This is a genomic window from Comamonas badia DSM 17552 (genome assembly GCF_000484635.1).
Classification (GTDB): domain Bacteria; phylum Pseudomonadota; class Gammaproteobacteria; order Burkholderiales; family Burkholderiaceae_C; genus Comamonas_C; species Comamonas_C badia.
Window position 1 is genome coordinate 341,576 of record NZ_AXVM01000004.1, and the last position, 20,636, is coordinate 362,211.

18 protein-coding genes are annotated in these 20,636 nt (G+C 69.0%); 11 read left to right on the forward strand and 7 right to left on the reverse strand.

What is annotated here, in order from left to right; all coding sequences use genetic code 11:
• Positions 1 to 36: 36 nt before the first annotated feature.
• The gene (locus K320_RS0110900; RefSeq protein WP_024538870.1) at positions 37 to 1,968 is read right to left on the reverse strand and encodes a sigma-54-dependent Fis family transcriptional regulator; all 1,932 of its coding nucleotides are present in this window, start codon (positions 1,966 to 1,968) and stop codon (positions 37 to 39) included.
• 119 nt (positions 1,969 to 2,087) lie between these two features.
• Here K320_RS0110900 and K320_RS0110905 point away from each other — a divergent pair, with 119 nt between their 5' ends.
• Together K320_RS0110905 and K320_RS0110910 are read left to right on the forward strand one after the other, a co-directional pair.
• On the forward strand, positions 2,088 to 2,918 hold the full coding sequence (locus tag K320_RS0110905; RefSeq protein ID WP_024538871.1) for a hypothetical protein: 831 nt from the start codon (positions 2,088 to 2,090) through the stop codon (positions 2,916 to 2,918).
• Positions 2,919 to 2,974: 56 nt separating this feature from the next.
• Positions 2,975 to 3,355: an MAPEG family protein gene (locus K320_RS0110910; RefSeq protein WP_024538872.1), complete on the forward strand. Its 381-nt coding sequence runs from the start codon at positions 2,975 to 2,977 to the stop codon at positions 3,353 to 3,355.
• 54 nt (positions 3,356 to 3,409) lie between these two features.
• Here the strand turns inward: K320_RS0110910 and K320_RS0110915 are convergent, their stop codons facing one another.
• Positions 3,410 to 4,105, reverse strand: coding sequence for a lipoate--protein ligase family protein (locus tag K320_RS0110915; protein WP_024538873.1), 696 nt, complete (start codon positions 4,103 to 4,105; stop codon positions 3,410 to 3,412).
• A 46-nt stretch (positions 4,106 to 4,151) separates the two neighbouring features.
• Between K320_RS0110915 and hemB the strand changes: the two genes are divergently transcribed.
• The 6 genes from hemB (at position 4,152) to K320_RS0110950 (ending at position 12,765) form a co-directional block, all read left to right on the forward strand.
• Complete coding sequence (gene hemB, locus K320_RS0110920; RefSeq protein WP_024538874.1) at positions 4,152 to 5,165, forward strand: porphobilinogen synthase; 1,014 nt, start codon at positions 4,152 to 4,154, stop codon at positions 5,163 to 5,165.
• A 119-nt stretch (positions 5,166 to 5,284) separates the two neighbouring features.
• Positions 5,285 to 7,261, forward strand: coding sequence for a multicopper oxidase domain-containing protein (locus tag K320_RS0110925; RefSeq protein ID WP_024538875.1), 1,977 nt, complete (start codon positions 5,285 to 5,287; stop codon positions 7,259 to 7,261).
• 205 nt (positions 7,262 to 7,466) lie between these two features.
• Positions 7,467 to 9,149: a methyl-accepting chemotaxis protein gene (locus K320_RS0110930; protein ID WP_084301246.1), complete on the forward strand. Its 1,683-nt coding sequence runs from the start codon at positions 7,467 to 7,469 to the stop codon at positions 9,147 to 9,149.
• A 185-nt stretch (positions 9,150 to 9,334) separates the two neighbouring features.
• Positions 9,335 to 9,826, forward strand: a complete 492-nt coding sequence (locus K320_RS0110940) for a MarR family winged helix-turn-helix transcriptional regulator (protein ID WP_024538877.1) — start codon at positions 9,335 to 9,337, stop codon at positions 9,824 to 9,826.
• A 96-nt stretch (positions 9,827 to 9,922) separates the two neighbouring features.
• Complete coding sequence (locus tag K320_RS0110945) at positions 9,923 to 11,176, forward strand: HlyD family efflux transporter periplasmic adaptor subunit (protein ID WP_024538878.1); 1,254 nt, start codon at positions 9,923 to 9,925, stop codon at positions 11,174 to 11,176.
• A 20-nt stretch (positions 11,177 to 11,196) separates the two neighbouring features.
• Positions 11,197 to 12,765: a DHA2 family efflux MFS transporter permease subunit gene (locus K320_RS0110950; protein ID WP_024538879.1), complete on the forward strand. Its 1,569-nt coding sequence runs from the start codon at positions 11,197 to 11,199 to the stop codon at positions 12,763 to 12,765.
• A 17-nt stretch (positions 12,766 to 12,782) separates the two neighbouring features.
• Here K320_RS0110950 and K320_RS0110955 read toward each other — a convergent pair whose 3' ends face one another.
• Positions 12,783 to 13,472, reverse strand: a complete 690-nt coding sequence (locus tag K320_RS0110955) for a dienelactone hydrolase family protein (RefSeq protein ID WP_024538880.1) — start codon at positions 13,470 to 13,472, stop codon at positions 12,783 to 12,785.
• Positions 13,473 to 13,569: 97 nt separating this feature from the next.
• On the opposite strand from K320_RS0110955, the gene K320_RS0110960 reads away from it, so the two are divergent.
• Positions 13,570 to 14,205 (forward strand): MarC family protein, encoded by a 636-nt coding sequence (locus K320_RS0110960; protein ID WP_024538881.1) that lies wholly within the window; start codon positions 13,570 to 13,572, stop codon positions 14,203 to 14,205.
• An 8-nt stretch (positions 14,206 to 14,213) separates the two neighbouring features.
• On the opposite strand, the gene K320_RS0110965 is transcribed toward K320_RS0110960, so the two are convergent.
• The 4 genes from K320_RS0110965 to K320_RS0110980 are packed head-to-tail and all read right to left on the reverse strand — an operon-like array spanning position 14,214 to position 17,798.
• Positions 14,214 to 14,882, reverse strand: a complete 669-nt coding sequence (locus K320_RS0110965; RefSeq protein WP_024538882.1) for an ABC-type transport auxiliary lipoprotein family protein — start codon at positions 14,880 to 14,882, stop codon at positions 14,214 to 14,216.
• 11 nt (positions 14,883 to 14,893) lie between these two features.
• Positions 14,894 to 15,871, reverse strand: coding sequence for an MlaD family protein (locus K320_RS0110970; RefSeq protein ID WP_024538883.1), 978 nt, complete (start codon positions 15,869 to 15,871; stop codon positions 14,894 to 14,896).
• Positions 15,871 to 16,680, reverse strand: coding sequence for an ABC transporter ATP-binding protein (locus K320_RS0110975; protein WP_024538884.1), 810 nt, complete (start codon positions 16,678 to 16,680; stop codon positions 15,871 to 15,873). The genes K320_RS0110970 and K320_RS0110975 overlap by 1 nt, the downstream gene beginning before the upstream one ends.
• Positions 16,677 to 17,798: an MlaE family ABC transporter permease gene (locus K320_RS0110980; protein ID WP_024538885.1), complete on the reverse strand. Its 1,122-nt coding sequence runs from the start codon at positions 17,796 to 17,798 to the stop codon at positions 16,677 to 16,679. The genes K320_RS0110975 and K320_RS0110980 overlap by 4 nt, the downstream gene beginning before the upstream one ends.
• A 172-nt stretch (positions 17,799 to 17,970) precedes the next feature.
• On the opposite strand from K320_RS0110980, the gene K320_RS0110985 reads away from it, so the two are divergent.
• Together K320_RS0110985 and K320_RS0110990 are read left to right on the forward strand one after the other, a co-directional pair.
• Positions 17,971 to 19,638, forward strand: coding sequence for a GMC family oxidoreductase (locus K320_RS0110985; protein WP_029696054.1), 1,668 nt, complete (start codon positions 17,971 to 17,973; stop codon positions 19,636 to 19,638).
• Positions 19,639 to 19,862: 224 nt separating this feature from the next.
• Positions 19,863 to 20,621, forward strand: coding sequence for a sulfite exporter TauE/SafE family protein (locus tag K320_RS0110990; protein ID WP_024538886.1), 759 nt, complete (start codon positions 19,863 to 19,865; stop codon positions 20,619 to 20,621).
• The last annotated feature ends 15 nt before the right edge of the window (positions 20,622 to 20,636 follow it).

Here is a 20,636-nt window from a genome sequence, read left to right on the forward strand (position 1 = left end):
CCTGTGACGGCATTTGAGGCGCACCAGTGACAGCTGTCACCGCCCTGTGACAGCCGCCTGCCCACGCCGCGGCAGCGCCAGGCCGGCGCGCTGCATGCGCCGGTACAGCGTCATGCGCGACAGACCCAGCCGGCGCGCGGCGGCGCTGACGTTCCAGCCAAGGTCCTGCAAGACCTGCCACCAATCGGGCTCGGCGGGTTGCGCCTCGGCCATCCCTTGCGGCGCTGCCTCCTGCTGCGCCAGCACCGGCGCGTGCACCAGCCATTCGGGCAGGTCGGCCACACCCATTTCGCCTTCCGGACAGATGTGGGTGGCGTACTCCAGCGCATTGCGCAACTGGCGCAGATTGCCCGGCCAGGGGTAGTGCAGCAGCCGCTGCTGCGCAGCCGGCGAAAACCGGCGGCCCGCCACCCAGCGCTCGATCAGCGCCAGCAGGTCGCTGCGCTCGCGCAGCGGCGGCAGCGGGATGTGCGCGCCGTTCAAGCGGTAGTACAGATCGTCGCGAAAGCGCCCCTCGCGCACGCGCTGCTCCAGCGGCGCATGGGTGGCGGCAATCACGCGCACATTGATGGGCACCGCGCGCGTGGCACCGACGGGCAGCATCTCGCGCTCGGAGAGCACGCGCAGCAGCCGGGTCTGCAGCGTGAGCGGCATGTCGCCGATTTCGTCCAGAAACAGCGTGCCGCCCTCGGCCTCGGCGATCAGGCCGCGCTTGCCCTTGGCGGAGGCGCCGGAGAAGCTGCCGCCGACGTAGCCGAAGAGCTCGCTCTCGATCAGCGCCTCGGGGATCGCCGCGCAGTTGACGGCGACGAAGGGGCGCGCGCGCCGCGCGCTGCTCTTGTGCACCGCCTTGGCGAAGTATTCCTTGCCCGTGCCGGTCTCGCCGGTGATGAGCAGGTTGATCGGCGAATTGAGCAGCCGCGCCGCGCGTGCAATCTGCTGCTGCAGCGCTGCATCGCCCGCCGAAAGCTGCGCCAGTGGCGCGGGAATCGCCGCCTGCTCCACCTGCGCCGGCGCAAGCGCACGCGCCTGCGCCGGCGGCGTGGCCGAGAGGAACAGCAGGCGCGGCCCGCCGGCGAACATCACCGCGCGCCGGTCGGACGGCTCGGCCGCGACAAAGCGCCCGATCTGCGCCAGCGGCTGGCCAAAGAGCGATTCAAACGACGCGCCCAGCAAGCCGCCCGCGCAGGCATCGGCGAGCGCCCGGTGCGCGCGCTGGTTGTGGCCGACGACGCGCCCGGCCGCATCCAGCGCCAGCAGAAATTCCGGCTGCACGTCGAGGAACTGCGGCGCGCCCGACAGGCGCAGCACCCAGTCGCGCCGGTGGCGCTGCAGGAAGGCGGCGTCTTCGATGTCGTTGGCCACGCGCTGCACCAGTTGCAGCGCCAGGTGCTGGCTGGCCTTGGGCTGCGAGGAGCTGAGCCGCGAGACATCGAGCACCGCGCGCAGCTGCCCCTGGCTGTCGAACACCGGCGCCGTGGTACAGGTGAGCGGGATGTGGCAGGCGTCGAAATGGTCGTTCAGGTGCACCGTCAGCGCCTGCCCGGTACTGATGCAGGTGCCCACGCCGCAGGTGCCGGCCACCGCCTCGCTCCAGTCCGCCCCCAGGTACAGCCCGGCCTTGCGCAGGCCGGGTTCCGTCTGCAGGTCGCCCAAAAAGTCCACCGTCACGCCGCGCGCATCGGTCAGCAGCACGCAATAACCCAGCCCCGCCATCTGGCCGTAGAGCGATTCCAGCCCATGGCGCGCGATCTGCAGCAGCGCTTCCATCTGTTCCTGGTGCTCGCGCAGGCGCTGCCGCGGCACGATGATGGCCTCCTGCATGCGCGTGGGCTCCAGGCCGTGCTCGGTCACGCAGCGCAGCCAGGATTCGCGGATCAGGCGGTCGTGCTGCACGCCGGGCGCGTTCACGCCGCGCTCCGCCACCTGGAGCACGGTCTGGATATGGGCTTGCTGGAAAGGCTTCATGGCGCTCTGGCAAACGGCGATTGACCATGCATGGTGCGGCAAAACGCCGGATCGCGCATCGGTACAAGTGCCCATGCCCGCGCCGTTGGCACCGCGCTCCCCCTATCATCGCGCCGCCCATGCCCGAACACGCCCGCACCGTTGATTACGCCGCCTTTCTCGCCCGGCAGGCACCGCTGCAATCGGTGCCGTTGGCCGCATACGAGTGGCAAGGGGAGCGTGTCTGGCTCAGGCGCGGCGCGTACGGTCACCGCGGCCTGCGCCGCCGCCTGCTGGGGCTGATCGCTCGCGCCGCGCGGCTGCCCATGCTGCGGCCCTCGCCCCCGGCGGATGCGCGCACCGCCATGGCCAACGAACGCGCACGCCTTCAAGCGTTCTCGGCCCGCGGCATCCGCGTGCCCCGCGTGCTGGCGTCCGCCGACGACGCCTTCCTGATGAGCGACCTGCGCGGCAGCAGGCCCGGCGCCCCGTCGCTGCACCAGGAGATCGAAGCCGCCATGCCCGCCGGCAGCGGCGCCATGCTCACGCTCTGGCAGCAGGGGCTGCGGGCGCTGGATACCGCGCATGCGCAAGGGCTGTGCGTGGGCCGGGCGTTCGCGCACGCCATGGTGCGCTGCCCGGATGGCGTGATCGGCTTCACCGATCTGCGCGACGACCCTGCCGCCGCGCTGGCGCTGGCGCCGGCGCAGGGGCAGGCGCGCGATGCGCTGGCCTATCTGTTCTCCACGGCTGGCCTGCTGCACCTGGCGGGCGCGCGCGATCCGGCGCGGGCGCTGTGGGCCCAGTGGCTCGCCCAGCCGGTGCGCGGCGATGCGTTTCGCGCCGCGGTGCAGCAGGCCGCCACGCGCCTGGCCTGGCTGCGCTACCTGCCGCCCGACCAGCGCTGGGGGCACGCTGCGTGGCAGCTGCGCGCCGCCTACGAACAAGCAACGAAACTACAATATGAATAGCTGACAGCGTACGTCAGATAAGCGCAAACACGGTTTATTTATTGCAAAGGAACACCATGAACCCCATCCACGTCGTCGCCCTGCTGGCGGTGCTGCTCTACATCGCCTTCACCGTGCTCGTGGGGCGCCAGCGCATGCAAGGGCGCGTGGTGGCGCCGGCGACCACGGGCGATCCGGCGTTCGAGCGCGCCTTCCGCGTGCAGCAGAACACCCTGGAGCAGCTCGTCGCCTTTCTGCCCGCGCTGTTTCTGGCGGGGCAGTACTGGTCGCCCAACGTGATCGCCGGCATAGGCGTGCTCTGGCTCGTCGGGCGCGTGCTCTACCGTTTTGAATACACCAGGGACCCGAACAGCCGCGCCGTGGGCTTCATCCTCACGCTGCTGCCCACCGTGGCGCTGGTGCTGGCGGCGCTGTGGGGCGCGCTCACGGCCGCATGAAGGATGACCGCGCCGCGCGGCGATGACGCGCCTTGCGGCGCAGGACAGGGGCAGCTACGTCAGCGCGAGCGCCAGCGCCGCCTGCAGGCGCGCGGCGTAGGTGGCTGCATCGACGAAATCCGGTTTGAGCGCGCTGCACGACACCGTGCGCTGGCGCATCGCCGCCTCGTCCGCTTCGTGGCCCAGCGCGCGGCACAGCAGCGCCCAGTCGGGCGGCGTCACCAGCGTGCCCGCCACCAGCAGTACGCCATGGCGCTGGCGCCGCTGCGCCAGACCGACCAGTTTGCGTCCGCCCGCCGCATCCACCACCTCCCATGACGCCAGCGAGCCGTAACAGGCCCAGGCGATGGGCGCGCCCAGCCGGGCATCGGCCGCTGCCACCTCGCCCGGCGGCAGCGCCCGCGCGGCAACGCCCAGCCGGGCGAGCAAATCCACGTACACCGCGCCCAGCCCACGGTAGCTCTCGTTGATGCGGCCAGCCACCCAGGGGTGATCGGGTGGCAGCACCACCGAGCTGCTGACCATCCACGGCCCCGTGAGCACCGCACCGCCGCCCGAACTGCGCACCAGGGTCCGCACCTCGGGCACCCGCTGCACCAGACCTTCCAGCTGCTGGCGCTGCGAACAGCCCAGCACGATGGCCGGCGCGGCATACCTCCAGACGGCGAAGCGCGGCGCCTGCACCGGCTGCGCCAGCTGCTCGGCATTCCAACGCTGTTCCTCAGCGGCAGTTGCAAACCCAGGTTCCATGGGGGGATAGCGTAACCCTGCGCGGCGTCTGTCGCACAATCGGCCCATGCATTTATCCAGTCCCACTCCGTTCCCCACCAATCGCCCGCGCCGCCTGCGCCGCGACGGCTTCTCGCGCAACCTGGTGCGCGAATCGGTTCTTACGCCGCATGATTTCATCTACCCCGTGTTCGTGCACGAGGGCAGCAAGCGCCGCGAAGCGGTGCCGTCGATGCCGGGCGTCGATCGCCTGAGCCTCGATCTGCTGCTGCCCGTGGCCGAGGAATGCGTCAAGCTGCAGATTCCCGTGCTGGCGCTGTTTCCGGCGATCGAGGTCGATCTCAAGACCCCCAACGGCAAGGAGGCCGCCAACCCCGATGGCCTGATTCCGCGCGTGGTGCGTGCTCTCAAAAAAGAGTTCCCCGCGCTGGGCGTGATGACCGACGTGGCGCTGGACCCCTACACCAGCCACGGCCAGGACGGTGTGCTGGACGACACCGGCTACATCCTGAACGACGAGACGGTGGAAATCCTGGTGCAGCAGGCGCTGACCCACGCGCACGCGGGCGTGGACATTGTCGCGCCCAGCGACATGATGGACGGGCGCATTGGCGCCGTGCGCCGCGCGCTCGAGGCGCAGCACCTGATCCATACCCGCATCATGGCCTACAGCGCCAAATACGCGAGCAGCTTCTACGGGCCGTTTCGCGACGCCGTGGGCACGCGCGGCGCCTTGGGCAAGGCCGACAAGAACGTCTACCAGATGGACCCGGGCAACAGCGACGAGGCGCTGCGCGAGGTGGCGCTCGATATCGCCGAGGGCGCGGACATGGTGATGGTCAAGCCCGGCATGCCCTACCTTGACGTGCTGCGCCGCGTGAAGGACGAATTCCGCATGCCGACGTTTGCCTACCAGGTGAGCGGCGAGTACGCCATGCTCAAGGCCGCAGCCGCCAACGGCTGGCTCGATCATGACGCCGTGATGATGGAGGCGCTGCTCGCATTCAAGCGCGCCGGGGCCGATGGCATCCTGACCTATTTTTCACTGGACGCGGCACGCTGGCTCAAGCAGCGCAACTGAACCCCTTGCGCCTATCCGACGCCCGCGCCCGGCGCGGGGAGCCAATTGGGACCCAAAGCCCCCTTGTGCTTGCCGCCGGACAGACACCCTGATTTCTTGTCTGCAGAAAGGAAGCACCTGTGACACAAGCCCCCGCCCCCAACGCATCGCACGACGCCTGGCCGGCGCTGTCCACCGCCGCGCTGCGCGTGGCCTTCGGCATCATCTGGATCGTCAACGCGGCTTTCACCTGGTTGCCCAGCTTCAGCGCCAACTACGCCGGCTACCTGCGCAACGCCGCCGAAGGGCAGCCCGCCTGGTCGGCCTGGTGGTTCGACACCTGGATCGCGATCGTCGAGCCCAACGCCAGCCTGTTCCTGTGGCTCACGCGCCTGGCGACGACGGCGCTGGCGCTGGCGCTGCTCTTCGGCTTTGCCAGGCGCACGGTCTACGTCATCGGCGCGCTCTACAGCCTGCTCATCTGGAGCACGGCGGGCGGCTTCGGCGGCCCGTACACCATCGGTGCCTCCAACACCGGCGTGGGCATCATCTACCTGCTGATCTTCGCGGTGCTGATCGCGATCAACCACCGCGGCGGCACCAGCCCCTACAGCCTGGACTACTTCATCGAGCTGAAATGGCCCGCCTGGAGCTGGGTCGCCGAATGGCGCGAGCGGCGCCTTTCGGACGCGCCGCGCGTCGGCTGGTGGGCGCAGACCGGCATCCTCGCCGGTGTCGCCGCCGTGGTGTTCTTCCTCGTGGCGGGCCTGCAGAGCAGCCTGAACGTGAAGGCGCCGACGCCGGCGGCGGCGGCCGCCGCCGTCTCGCCGCTGCAGCTGATGAGCAAGGAGCCGGTCAAGAAGGCGTACGACGCCACGCTGCCGCCGCTCTCCAAGGACAAGGAGGTGGTGCTCAACATCGACATCACCGACGAGGCGGTGGAAATCGCCAGCGGCGTGAAGTACCAGGCCTGGCCCTACGGCGGCACGGTGCCCGGTCCGATCCTCCACGTGAAGCAGGGCCAGATGGTGAAGGTGGTGCTGGCCAACAAGGCCTCGATGCACCACTCCATCGACTTCCACTCGGCCTTCACCCCGCCCAACACCAGCTTCGCCGACATCAACCCCGGCGAGCAGATCGAATTCACCTTCGAGGCCAAGGTGCCGGGTACCTTCGTCTACCACTGCGGCACGCCGCCGGTGCTGCTGCACATGGCCAACGGCATGTACGGCGCCATCATCGTCGACCCGATCGATGACCCGCGCCCCAGGGCCGACAAGGAATACGTGCTGGTGCAGAGCGAGTGGTACACGCAGCAGGTCTCGGGCAATCTGATGGGGCCGGACTTCGCCAAGATGCAGAAAATCCAGCCCGACATCGTCGCCTTCAACGGCGTGGCCTTCCAGTACCAGGACCACCCGCTCACCGCCGAGCCCAACGAGCGCGTGCGCCTGTACGTGGTCAACGCCGGGCCCAGCCTGTGGAGCGCCTTCCACGTGATCGGCGCGATCTTCGACAAGGTCTACCCGGACGGCAACCCGAAGCACGCGCTCAACGGCGTATCCACCTACAGCGTGGGCCCGGGCGAGGGCATCGTCTTTGACGTGGTGATTCCGGATGTCGGCAACTACGTCTTCGTTGACCACTCCTTCGCCCACCTGGAAAAGGGCGCGGCCGGCTCGCTGCGCATCGGCAACCCGGACAACTTCGTCAAGCCCAAGGTCTCCAAGATCGAAGGCCATGCGGCCGCTGCACCGGCGGCCGTGGCCCCTGCGGCCGAAGGCCCTTACAAATTCGACGCCGGGCGCGGCGCGCAGCTCTACGCCAGCACCTGCGCCGCCTGCCACCAGGCCGGTGGCGAGGGCCTGCCCGGAGCCTTCCCGCCGCTGGTGAAGAACCCCGCCGTGCTGGCCGCCGACGGGGCCAAGCACATCCGTTCCATCCTGCACGGCGTCAGCGGCGAGGTCATCGACGGCGTGAGCTACCCCAGCCCGATGCCGCCCTTTGCCGCGCAGCTCAGTGATGCCGACGTGGCCGACATCGCCAACCACGAGCGCACCGCCTGGGGCAATCAGGCCAAGCTGGTGACGGCCGATCAGGTCAAGGCGCTGCGCTGACCGCCGCGCACGCCAGGCCGCCCGCTGGCCGGGCGGCCTTTTTTTGGCCGACATCGCTGGCGCAGCGCACCGTGCGTGCACACTCCGACGCACCGCCCCGGCCTCGTCATTAACCGTTAGTTACAATGCGCGCCGCGCAATGCGCCGACGAAAACGCCGCCGGATTCATCCGGCGGACACCCTCCAGGAATTCCCCATGAAAGACATGAAATTCTCGACCCGGCTGGCGCTGGGGTTCGCACTGATGTGCGCGCTGCTCATCGTCGTGGGCGGCGTGGCGCTGTACAAGAGCGCCGAACTCGCGGCCAGCGTGGCGCGCGTGACCAACGAGCGCATTCCGCGCGTGATCATGATGCACGAGGTGGAGCAGCAACTGGGCGCGATCGACGTGGCGATGCGCGACATCCTCACCGTCGCCACCGACCAGGACTTCGAGGACGCGAAGGCCCGCATTCCGCAGGCCCGTGCGCGCATCGGCGAGATCCTCGAAGGCTTCAAGACCGCGATGGCGGCACCCCAGGCGCAGCAACTGCTGGCCGCCGTGCTGGCCCAGCGCGCGCAGTACGTCGCCGTGCAGGACGGCTTCATGGATGAGTACTACAAGAGCGGCGTGGTCTCGGCGCAGACCTATCTGGCCACCACCGCCCGGCCCGTGCTGGCCAGCTACCGCCAGGCCATCACCGCGCTGCAGTCCTTCCAGGGCCAGGTGCTCGCGAAAGAATCCGTCACGGCCCAGGCCAGCGCGCAAGGCACGCAAACGGCGATCTGGGCGGCGCTCATCGTCGGCCTGGTCCTGTCGGCCGCGCTGGCGCTGTCGATCATCCGCGCCATCACGCGCCCGCTGCGCCAGGCGGTGCAAACGGCCGAGGCGGTGGCCGCGGGCGATCTCTCGATCCAGCTCGACGCGCGCGGCAAGAGCGAGACGGCGCAGCTGCTGGCGGCGCTGCAGCGCATGGTGCAGAGCCTGCACACGGTGGTGTCGGGCGTGCGCGGCAACTCCGAGAGCGTGGCGTCGGCCAGCGGCGAAATCGCGCAGGCCACCCTGGATCTGAGCGCGCGCACCGAGGAACAGGCCAGCGCGCTGGAACAAACCGCCGCCTCCATGGAGCAGCTCAACGCCACCGTGCGCCAGAACGCGGACAACGCGCAGCAGGCCAACCAGCTGGCGCACGGCGCCAGCACCGTCGCGGAAGACGGTGGGCAGGTGGTGGCCGACGTGGTGCGGACCATGCGCGCCATCAGCGACGACAGCCACAAGATCGCGGACATCATCTCGGTCATCGACTCCATCGCCTTCCAGACCAACATCCTCGCGCTCAACGCCGCCGTGGAAGCGGCGCGGGCGGGCGAGCAGGGCCGGGGCTTTGCCGTGGTGGCCACCGAGGTGCGCGCCCTGGCCGGACGCAGCGCCGAAGCGGCCAAGGAAATCAAGCAGCTCATCGCCGACAGCGTCGAGCGCGTGGACCAGGGCACGGCGCTGGTGGACAAGGCGGGCACGACGATGCAGGACGTGGTCCGGAGCATTCGCCGCGTGACCGACCTGATGGGCGAGATCAGTGCCGCCAGCACCGAACAGAGCCAGGGCGTGGCGCAGGTCGGCGAGGCGATCTCGCAGATGGACCAGGTGACGCAGCAGAATGCCGCGCTGGTCGAGGAAATGTCGGCGGCCGCGGGCAGCCTGCAAAGCCAGGCCGAGGACATGGTGCGGTCGGTCTCCGCCTTCCGCCTGCAGGACGGCCCGCAGGACCCGGGCGCCCAGCCGCGCGCCCCGGCAAACGCCGCGGCGGCGCTGCGTATCGGGCGCGCCGCGCCAAACCCCGCGCCAGCGGCAGCCAAACCCAAGACCCTGCCGCATGCGCTCGGCAACGAGGAACGGGGAAGTTTCTGACCTTGCCGATTCCGGGCGCCGCTTGAGACTGCCCCACTGGCTGGAAACCTTGCGCACCAAGGCGCTGCGCGAAGCCACGCGCCAGCGGCACGCCAACGGGTAGCGGGCGCAGGACAGGCTGCGGGAACGGCTCCGGCTGCATTTATTTGCCTGAGCAGTTATTGATTATGCAAATATAATGCGGCATGCCCGAAACCCTGGCAGGCGCCTGCGCTTCGCCCTCCGCCACCCCCTACGACGCGAACAGCAGCATTGGCCGGCAGTTGCGCCGCCTGGTGACGCAGCTGGCATCCACGGTGGACCGCCGCATGGAGCCTCTGGGGCTGACCGACGCGCAATGGCGTCCGCTGCTGTGCCTGCTGCATGGCTCGCCCGCCACCGCATCCGAGCTGGCGCGCCGCTGCGGCCTGGATACCGGCGGGCTCACGCGGCTGGTGGACCGGCTGCTGGCCAAGGGCCTGTGCCAGCGCGAGCGCTGCCGCACCGACCGGCGCGTGGTGGAAATCTCGCTCACGCCGGAAGGCGAGCGCGTGGCCACCCAGCTGCCCGGCATGCTCACCCAGGTGCAGCACGAACTGCTGCACGGCTTCAGCAGCGCCGAGGAAGCGCAGCTGCGCGCCATGCTCGCCCGGCTGCAGGACAACGCCATGGCGCTGGACCAGCCACAAAAAAACTGAAGCAAAACCGGCATTTGCGCATATCCATCAAGCGCTGACAGCTATCTTTTTCAAATCATCGCAGGCCACACGCCCGCACCCACTTCCGCATTCACCATGACCGCCCCCGAAGTTTCCGCCCCCGCGGCGCAAGCCCCCACCAGCCGCCGCAAACGCCTGGCGCTGCTCGTCATCGTCGCCCTCATCGGCGGCGTTGCCTGGGGCGCCTACGACCTGCTCGTCGCCAGCCACCAGGAAGACACCGACAACGCCTACGTGCAGGGCAACATCATCCAGATCACACCGCAGGTCGGCGGCACGGTGATGTCCATCCTGGCCGACGACAACGACCTCGTGCGCGCCGGCACGCCGCTGGTGCAGCTGGACCCGGCCGACACCGACGTGGCGCTGAAGCAGGCCGAGGCCAACCTGGCCCAGACCGTGCGCCAGGTGCGCCAGCTCTACGCCAACAACGCCACGCTGACCGCGCAGATCAAGCTGCAGGAGACGAATGTCGCCAAGGCGGTTGCCGCGCAGACGGCGGCGCACAGCGATCTGCAGCGCGCCGAGCAGGACGTGCAGCGCCGCCTGCAGCTGGGGGCGCAGGGCGCGGTCTCCGCCGAAGAACTCAAGCACGCACAGAGCGCGCAGACCGCCGCACGCGCCCAGCTGGAGGCAGCACGCGCCGGCGAGGCTGCCGCGCGCGCCGGCGTGGCCGCCGCGCGCGAGCAGCTCGCCAGCAACCAGGCGCTCACGCAGGGCGTGAAGATTGCCGAACACCCCAGCGTCAAGGCCGCCAGCGCGCAACTGCGCCAGGCCTGGCTGGCGGCGCACCGCACCGCGCTGCCCGCGCCGGTGGACGGCTTCATCGCGCGGCGCAGCGTGCAGCTGGGCCAGCGCGTGGCCGCCGGCACGCCGCTGATGGCCGTGGTGCCGCTGCACGGCGTGTGGGTGGACGCCAACTTCAAGGAAACGCAGTTGCGCAACCTGCGCATCGGCCAGCGCGCCACGCTGACGGCCGATCTCTACGGCGAGAGCGTGCGCTACACCGGCAGCGTTGCCGGCCTGGGCGTGGGCACGGGCGCGGCCTTTGCGCTGCTGCCGCCGCAGAACGCCACCGGCAACTGGATCAAGGTGGTGCAGCGCATTCCGGTGCGCATCGCGCTGGACCCCGAGCCGCTGGCCAGGCACCCGCTGCGCCTGGGCCTGTCGATGCTCGTCACCGTCGATACGCGCGACCAGAACGGCGCCCAGCTGGCCACCGCACCGCGCGCCGAGCCGCTGGCGCAGACCGCCGTCTACGCCACGCAGGATGGCGACGCCGACGCCGAGATCGGCCGCATCATCCGCGCCAACCTCGGCAGCCACTGAGGCACTGAAGAGAAACCACCATGGCCACATCGCAAGCCGCGGGGCCCGAGCTCGCGCCGCTCTCGGGCTCGGCGCGCGCCTGGGGCACGCTGGCGCTCTCGGCCGCCACGTTCATGAACGTGCTCGATACGTCGATCGCCAACGTATCGCTGCCGGCCATCGCCGGCGATCTGGGCGTAAGCCCCAACCAGGGCACCTGGGTGATCACCAGCTTTGCCGTCGCCAACGCCATCTCGGTGCCGCTCACCGGCTGGCTGGCGCAGCGCTTCGGGCAGGTGCGCCTGTTCGTCATCAGCGTGCTGCTGTTTCTCACCGCCTCCTTCCTGTGTGGCCTGGCGCCGAGCATGCCGCTGCTCATCGCCGCGCGCGTGGTGCAGGGCTTCGTCGCCGGGCCGATGATTCCGCTGTCGCAGGCGCTGCTGCTCTCCAGCTACCCGCGCGCGCTGGCAGGCCTGGCCATGGCGATGTGGTCCATGACCACGCTGATCGCGCCGGTGATGGGGCCACTCCTGGGCGGCTGGATCACCGACAACATCAGCTGGCCCTGGATTTTCTACATCAACATCCCCGTGGGCATCGTCGCCGCCATCGGCACCATGGCCATCTACGCCGAGCGCGAAACCGCCACGAAGAAGCTGCCGATAGACGCCATGGGCCTGGCGCTGATGATCCTGGGCGTGGGCAGCCTGCAGATCATGCTGGATATCGGCAAGGAGCACGACTGGTTTTCCTCCAGCATGGTCATAGGCTTCGCGGCCGCGGCCGTGTTCGGGCTCATCGCCTTCGTGATCTGGGAGCTGGGCGAAGAACACCCCATCGTCGATCTCTCGCTCTTCAGGATCCGCAATTTCTGGGCCGGCACCATCGCCACCGCCGTGGGCTACGGCATCTTCTTCGGCAACGTGGTGCTGCTGCCGCTGTGGCTGCAGCAGTACATGGGCTACACCGCCACCTCGGCCGGCATGCTGATGGCGCCGGTGGGGTTCCTGGCGATGGTCCTCTCGCCCATCGTCGGCAAAAGCATAGGCAAGGTCGACCCGCGGCGCTACGCCACCGTGGCCTTCTTCGTCTTCGCGCTGGTGCTGTGGATGCGCTCGCTCTTTGCCACCACGGCCGACTTCAGCACCATCATGATCCCGACCATCATCCAGGGCGCGGCGGTGGCCTTCTTCTTCGTGCCGCTGGTCACGCTCACGCTCTCGGAGATCCCGGCGCACCGCGTGCCCGCGGCCTCGGGCCTGACCAACTTCGTGCGCATCACCGCCGGCGCGGTCGGCACCTCGGTCACCACCACGCTCTGGGAGCGGCGCGCCACCCTGGCGCACGCCAACCTGATCGAGCACCTGCACAGCGGCTACGGGCCTTTGAACGATGCGCTGCAGACACTGCAATCGCTGGGCCTCACGCCCGCACAGGCGCTGGCGCAGGTGGAGCGCCTGGTGACGCAGCAGGCCTTCACGCTCGCGGCCAACGACGTGAACTGGGCCTCGGCGGTACTGTTTTTATTGCTCGTACCGCTGGTGTGGCTGGCCGATGCGCCCAAAAGAGGCGCGCCCGGTGGCTCGGCAGCAGCGGCGGGGGCGCACTGAGCGGCCGAGTATTCCGGTCATGCGAGGTGTTTCTCGAAAAACGCCAGCGTGCGATCGCGCGCCAGCGTGGCAGCCGCTTCGTCGTAGCTGCCGCGCTGGTCGCAGTTGAAGCCGTGGTCCGCGTCGTACAGGTGCACTGTGATCTCCGGGTGCGCCGCGGCCAGGGCCTCCACACCCTTCACGGGAATATGCGCGTCGCGCCGGCCGAAGTGCGCCATCAGCGGCACGCGCGGCTGGCGCGCGGCCTCGGCCTCGCCCGTCATGCCGCCGCCGTAGTAGGGTGCCGCGGCCGCAAGGCCGGTGCACAGCGCGGCCGCGCGCCAGGTGAGCAGCCCGCCCCAGCAAAACCCGGTGACACCCACCTTGCGCCCGCTGGCCTGCGCCGCATGGTCGATGGCGGCCTGGATGTCGGCGATAACGCCAGGCGCCGGCAGCGCCTCGGCCTGCGCCTTGAGCGCCACGCCCACGCCGACATCGGAGGCGCTGTAACCCAGATCCACCCCGGGGCGCACACGCTCGAACATCGCCGGCGCCAGCGCCCACCAGCCGCGCGCGGCCAGCCGGTCGGCAACGGTGCGGATATGCGCGTTCACCCCGAAGATTTCCTGCAGCACGACGATGGCACCCCGGGCCGTACCCTCGGGCGCCGCCTGCCAGGCTGGCACGGCAAAGCCGTCGGCACCCTTGATCGTGATCCACTGGCCCATGCCGCCTCCTTTTTGTGACAATTGAAAGCATGCAAGTATCTGCCCTTTTCCCACCTGCGCAACCAGCCATGGCGCCGGGGCGCGGCGAGGTCCGGTGATGGAATCACTCAAGCCTTTGATCGCGCTGCTGGCCATCGTCAACCCGCTGGCGATCGTCCCTTTTTTCATCCACTACACCGAGGGCTTCAACAGCGCGCAGCGCAAGCGCACGGTGCAGGTGGCGGCGTTCACCGCGTTCTGCGTGATCGCCGCCTGCGCGCTGATCGGCCTGCAAGTCCTGGCGTTCTTCAACATCTCGCTGGCGAGCTTTCAGGTGGGCGGCGGCATGCTGTTGCTGATCAGCGCGCTGAACATGCTCAACGCCCACCCCGCCGAGGCCAAGCCGCACACGCAGGAACTGGAAGACGCCGCCGACAAGGCCGCGCAGGGCGACAGCATCGCGGTGGTGCCGCTCACCATCCCGCTGCTGACCGGCCCGGCCGCGATGTCCACCGTGGTGATCTACGCTGACCGTGCCAGCAACTTCTGGCAGCACCTGGCGCTGGTGGGCTACGGCGTGGTGGTGGCGGGCGCGACGGCGCTGTGCTTCTCGCTCGCCGACCCGATTTCTCGCATCCTCGGACGCACCGGCATCAACGTGATGACGCGGCTCATGGGCCTGATCCTTGCGGCGCTCGCCGTGGAGGTGATGGCCAACGGGCTGGTGGGGTTGTTTCCGGCGCTGCGCGGGTAAGCCAGGCGTCAGGGCTGTTCCAGCCACTGCGCCACTTCATCCGCCAATTGCCCGGCCGCTTCGGCCAGCGCCTTGGCACCGCCGGCGGCGTCCGGTGTCGCTGCCGGGCGCTGCACGACAAAGAGCCTCTGGGACAGCAAGCGCTCACCGCCGTGCGTGCTGCGCGCCAGCGAGGCCCGCAAGCGCGCCAGCGCGTGGCTGGTCTGCGGCGCATCGAACACCTGGCTGAACTCCTCCAACTGCAGGCGCAGCACCTCGGGCCGCGCGCCATCGGCAAGGCGCACACCCACGCCACCCTCGGTCAGCACCGCCCGCCTCTGGCCCAGACGCTCGCGCAGCGCCTGCGTCAAAAGCTGCGCCGGCGGCTGGCTCCAGCGCGCGTCGCGGTAGGGGCGCAACTGCTGCGCGTTGGCATAGGCCAGGCGGTAATTCAGCCCGCTGTCGGCGTCCGGCATGCCGGTGCTCACCACATCCGCCAGCACGATCGCGTGTGCGGCGGCCGGTGCGGCAGGGGCCGACGCCGCCTGCTGGCCGGGTCCGAAGTCATACACCTCGGCGCGCACCGGCGGCTGCGGCAGTGATGAGCAGGCCGCCATGGCGAGTGAAAAAATCAGGCAAAAACCCGCTTTTGCGCTTGTATGGAAAGCGCCAATAGCTACTTTTTTTGAATACGCCATGCAAATTCTCCTCATCGTGCGGCGGAGGGCGCCGCAAAGCCCGGTTCGCCCGGTCCGGGGGCAACGCGCGGCGGGCCGTAGATCAGGCTCTGCGGGTTGTCGCCCACGCCCGCAGCGACACGGCCCAGGCGCCGGGCGGCCTGTGCGGTTTCATTCGCAGCGCGATCCAATTGCGGCAGGGTGCGGTCGCCAAAGCGTTCGGCGACCCCGGTGAGCGCGCGCGCGCCCTGGCCTGCCTCGTGCAGCACGCCGCTGGGCGCATTGAGCGAGCGCACCATCTGCCCCGCGTCGGCCGCGGTCTGCGCGGTATTGACCCCGGCATCGCGCAGCGCCTGCAGGGCCTGGCGCGTCTGGCCCAGCAGCGCCGGCAGCTGTGCGATGGCGGGGTCGAGGCCGCTGGTCACGCTGTGGTTCAGGCTCAGCGCCAGCCGGTCGATGTTCTGCGCCGCCGTGCCCAGGCGTGCCAGCAGGCCGGAAAACGCCTGCAGGTTGTCGTCGCTCAGCAGGTGGTTGACGCGCTCCATCGCCTCCTGCACCTTGCCCAGCAGCAGCGGCCCCTGCTCGGCCAGCTGGCTGAAGGGCGAGGACTGCATCGGGATGCGCGGCAGGCCGTCGGCGCCCGGCGGAATTTTCTCGAACGGCTTGTCCGCGTCGTTGAGCAGGATGTGCGCCAGCCCGGTCACCCCCTGGTAGCCCAGCGTGGCATAGGTGGTGGGACTGATAGGCGCGTTGCTGTCCACGTCGATGCGGATCACCACGCGGCCAGGCGTCTTGGGGTCGAAGCCGATCGCGAGCACGCGCCCCGCCGGCACGCCCTTGTAGCGCACCGCCGCCTGCGGCTGCAGGCCGCTGACGTTCTCGGTGGTGGTGAGCTCGTAGCTCGTGTGCGGTATTTCGTCGCTCGATATCCAGTAGCCCAGCACCACCAGCAGCGCCCCGATGAGGACGATGAAGAGGCCCGCGGCGAGGGCATGTGCCTTGTTTTCCATCAGTGCTCCTTGGCCTGTGCAAGCTGCGTCGGCGCCGGTGCCAGCGCGCGCAAACCGCGCTGGCCGCGAAAGAAATGGTCGATGAAGGGGTGGTCAAAACGCGCGACCTCGGCGGGCGGCGCATGCACGATGACGTGCTTGTCGGCCAGCACCGCCACCTTGCTTGACAGCGCATACAGCGTATCGAGATCGTGCGTGACCATGATGACGGTGAGCCCCAGCGCGGCGTGCATTTCGCGCAGCAGATCGCAGAACTCGTCCGAGCCATTGGGATCGAGCCCGGCCGTGGGTTCATCGAGCAGCAGCAGCGGCGGGTCCATCACCAGCGCCCGCGCCAGCGCCACGCGCTTGATCATGCCGCCTGAAAGGTCGGCCGGCATGCGCAGCGCGTGCTCGGGCTTGAGACCCACCATGCGCAGCTTGACCATCGCGATCTCATGCGCCAGATCGCGCGGCACAGTGTGCAATTCGTAGAGCGCGAAAGCGATGTTGTCGAGCACATTGAACGCGGTGAACAGCGCGCCATGCTGGAACAGCATGCCCACGCGGCTGCTGGCGCCGTCGCCGCCCAGCTCCGCCGCCGGCCGCCCCGCCACCGTGACGCTGCCGCCGCTGGGCGTGGTCAGCCCCAGGATGTGGCGCAGCAGCACCGTCTTGCCCGTGCCCGAGCCGCCGACGAGCGAGAGCAGCTCGCCGCGTGCCACCGTCAGGTTCAGGTGCTCGTGCACGCTGAAGGCCTGCGCGCCCTTGCCGAAGACGGTCGCCAGGTCCCGGATCTCGACGAGGGCGGGTGCGGCATCGCCAGTCACTGGAACCCCACGTTCTTGAACAGGATGGCGAACAGCGCATCCACCAGGATCACCACGGTGATGGCGCTGACCACCGAAGCCGTCGTGCCCTCGCCCAGGCTCTGCGTATTGGGCTGCACCCGCATGCCCCAGACGCAGCCGATCAGCGCGATCAACACACCGAACACGATGGATTTGGCGGTGGCCAGCACCAGCGTCATCCCCTGTACCGCCATGGGCAGCGACTGGTAGAAGAACCCCGGCGTGATGTGCAGCACGATGTCCGATGCCAGAACGCCGCCCGCCAGCGCTGCCGCCGTCGTCCAGGCCGAGACCAGCGGCATGGCGATGCCCAGTGCGACGGCGCGCGGCAGCACCAATCGGTAACTGTGCGAAATGCCCATGACGCGCATGGCATCGAGCTCCTCGGTCACGCGCATCACGCCGATCTGCGCGGTGATGGCCGAGCCCGAGCGCCCGGCCACCAGAATGGCCGCCAGCATCGGCCCGAGCTCGCGGATCAGCGAGATGCCAAGGATGTTGACGATGAAGGCCTCGGCGCCAAAGCGCTGCAGCTGCAGGCTCATGAGGTAGGCCAGCACGACGCCGATCAGAAAACCCACGAGCGCGGTGATCGGCAGGGCGGTGGCGCCCATCTGGTACAGATGCCCCGAAATATCGCGCCACGGCGCCCGCCCGGGGGCACGCAGCAGCCGCCCCAGGTCCAGCAGCAGCTGGCCCATGACCTCGACCAGCTGGCGCACGAACTGCAGCGCGCCCAGCACCATCTCGCCCAGATGTTCCAGCGCCTCCGTGCGGCGTGGCTTGCGCAGCTGCGCCCCGGGTGGGGTGAGCTGCGCGACATGTTCGAGCATCTGCCGCTGCGCCTCGCCGGCCCGCAGCTCGCGCGGCCATTGCCGGCCCCAGTGGTGCCAGAGCAGCTGCGCGCCCACGTGATCGAGCCGCCCCAGCCCCTGCACGTCCCAGGCCTGCCGCACATCGGTGCCGCGCAGCGCTGCCGTTAGGGCGCGCCAGGTCGGCCGATCGGCCAACGCGGCCGCCACCCAATCGCCGCGCAGCCGCACGCACGGCGCGCCGCCCTGCTCCAGAGTCAGCGTGGGAGGGGAAAACATCGGCATGGGTGCGAGTGTCACACAAGCGCGGCGGCGCAACGGCGCGGCTCTGCGCAAACAGGTGGATCGCGCATATGGTACAAGCGCAGGCAACTATGAATTCAATAGTGTCATGGTTTTTTGCCGGACCCGCCGCGCGCGACGCACAATCGCCGGGTATCCGCAAAGGCTCCGCCCCATGAGCGACACCACGTTTGACACCATCATCATCGGCGCCGGCACGGCCGGTTCGCTGCTCGCCAACCGCCTGAGCCAGGATCGCAACCGGCGCGTGCTGCTGCTCGAAGCCGGACCGCGCGACAACTACCACTGGATCCACATCCCCGTCGGCTATCTGTACTGCATCGGCAATCCGCGCACCGACTGGCTCTACCAGACCGAGCCCGACCAAGGTCTGAACGGGCGCACGCTGCGCTACCCGCGCGGGCGCACGCTGGGCGGATGTTCGAGCATCAACGGCATGCTCTACCTGCGCGGACAGCAGCAGGACTACGAGCACTGGGCCGAAGTGACCGGTGAAGACGCATGGCGCTGGGGCAATGTGCTGGAAACCTTCAAGCGCCACGAAGACCACTGGCGGCTGGACCGCCCCGACGGCGTGGATGCGCACTTCAGGCAGCTGCACGGCAATTTTTCCACCGGCAGCAGCGGCGAGTGGCGTGTGGAAAAGCAGCGCCTGCGCTGGGAAATCCTCGATGCCTTCGCCGCCGCCGCCGTGCAGGCCGGCATACCCGCCACGCCGGACTTCAACACCGGCGACAACGAAGGCGTGGGCTACTTCGAAGTGAACCAGCGCCGCGGCTGGCGCTGGAACACCGCCAAGGCCTTTCTGCGGCCGACCTGCGAAAACCGCCCCAACTGCACGATCTGGACCGGCGCGCAGGCGATGAGGCTCATCACCAGCACCACGCCCAGCGGCAAGAAGCGCTGCAGCGCGGTGGAAGTGCTCAAGGGCGGCGAGAAAATCACCGTGCATGCGGTGCGCGAGGTGATCCTGAGCGCCGGCGCGGTGAATTCCCCGCAGCTGCTGCAGCTCTCGGGCATAGGCCCGGTCGATCTGCTGCGGCAGCACGGCATCCCTGTCGTGCATGCGCTGCCCGGCGTCGGCGCCAATCTGCAGGACCATCTGCAGATCCGCGCGGTGTTCAAGGTGCAGGGCGTGCAGACGCTCAATACCCTGGCCAACGACCCGTTCGGCAAAGCATGGATCGGCCTGCAGTACCTGATGAACCGCAGCGGGCCGATGAGCATGGCGCCCTCCCAGTTGGGCGCGTTCACGCGCTCCGACCCGGACCGAGAGCGGGCCAACCTGGAGTTCCACGTGCAGCCGCTCTCGCTCGACGCCTTCGGCGAACCGCTGCATGACTTCCCGGCCTTCACCGCCAGCGTCTGCAACCTGCAGCCCACGAGCCGGGGCACGGTGCGCATCAGAAGCGCGAATTTCAAGGATGCACCAGCGATCGCACCCAACTACCTCTCCACCGAGGAAGACCGGCGCATCGCCGCGAGCAGCCTGCGCGTCACGCGGCACATCGCCGCCCAGCCGGCGCTGGCGCGCTACCGCCCGCAGGAGTACAAGCCCGGCGTGCAGTTCCAGAGCGACACAGAGCTCGCGCGCCTGGCGGGCGACATCGCCACCACCATCTTTCACCCCGTGGGCACGACGCGCATGGGCCGCGCCGCGGACCCGATGGCGGTACTCGACCCGCACCTGCGGGTGCACGGCATGGACGGACTGCGCGTGGTGGACGCCGGTGCCATGCCCACCATCACCAGCGGCAACACCAACAGTCCGACCCTGATGATGGCCGAGATGGCGGCCGGCTGGATCAATGCAGGCCAATGACGGCTATTCGGGAAAATACCGATGCGCGCTATCGCATAAGTGACTAAAGTCACGACACTCAAGGCGCTCCCCCAGGTGCGCACCGAGGGCCGGGGAGACACGCCAGCCAAACAATACGCAATGCCAGGCGCCCGACAAGAGGCGCCAAATTTTTGAGAAGCACCTGCCAGTCAGGTGCTTTTTTTTCGCCCCCATTGCGATCGCCCGCTGCGACAATCGCGGCGATGGACTCCATCCTCGTCGCCCTGGCCTCGCTGCTGGCCGGCTTTGTCGATTCCGTCGTTGGCGGCGGCGGGCTGATCCTGCTGCCGGCACTGTTCGCCACCTACCCTGCCGCCATCCCCGGGGATCTGCTCGGCACCAACAAGAGTGCCGCCATCTGGGGCACCGGCGTCGCCACCGCCCAATACGCGCGGCGGGTGCAGATCCGCTGGCAGGCCATGCTGCCAGCGGCCGCCACCTGTTTCGTCGCGGCATTCCTCGGCGCCTGGGTCGTCACGCTGGTCTCGGCCGAGGTGCTGCGCAAGCTCCTGCCCATCATCCTCATCGGGCTGCTGGTCTACACACTGGCGCGCAAGGAGTTGGGGCGGGTGCATGCACCATTGCTCAGCCAGGCCCATGAACGCCTGGTGGCCTGCGCGATCGCCGCGGTGATCGGGTTTTACGACGGCTTCTTCGGCCCCGGCACCGGCAGCTTCTTCATCTTCCTGTTCGTGCGCTTCCTGGGCTACGACTTTCTCAACGCCTCGGTTTCGGCCAAGCTGCTGAACCTCGCCACCAACGCCTCGTCACTGATTCTGTTCGCCGCCAAGGGCCATGTCTGGTGGCACCTGACGCTGTGGCTCGCCGCCGCCAATGTGCTCGGCAGCGTGCTGGGGGCGCACATGGCCCTGCGCCATGGCGCGGGCTTCGTGCGCACGCTCTTCATCGCGGTCGTCAGCCTGCTGATCCTGAAGACAGGCTACGACGCCTTCCTGCGCTGACCCAGTGAGCCGGCA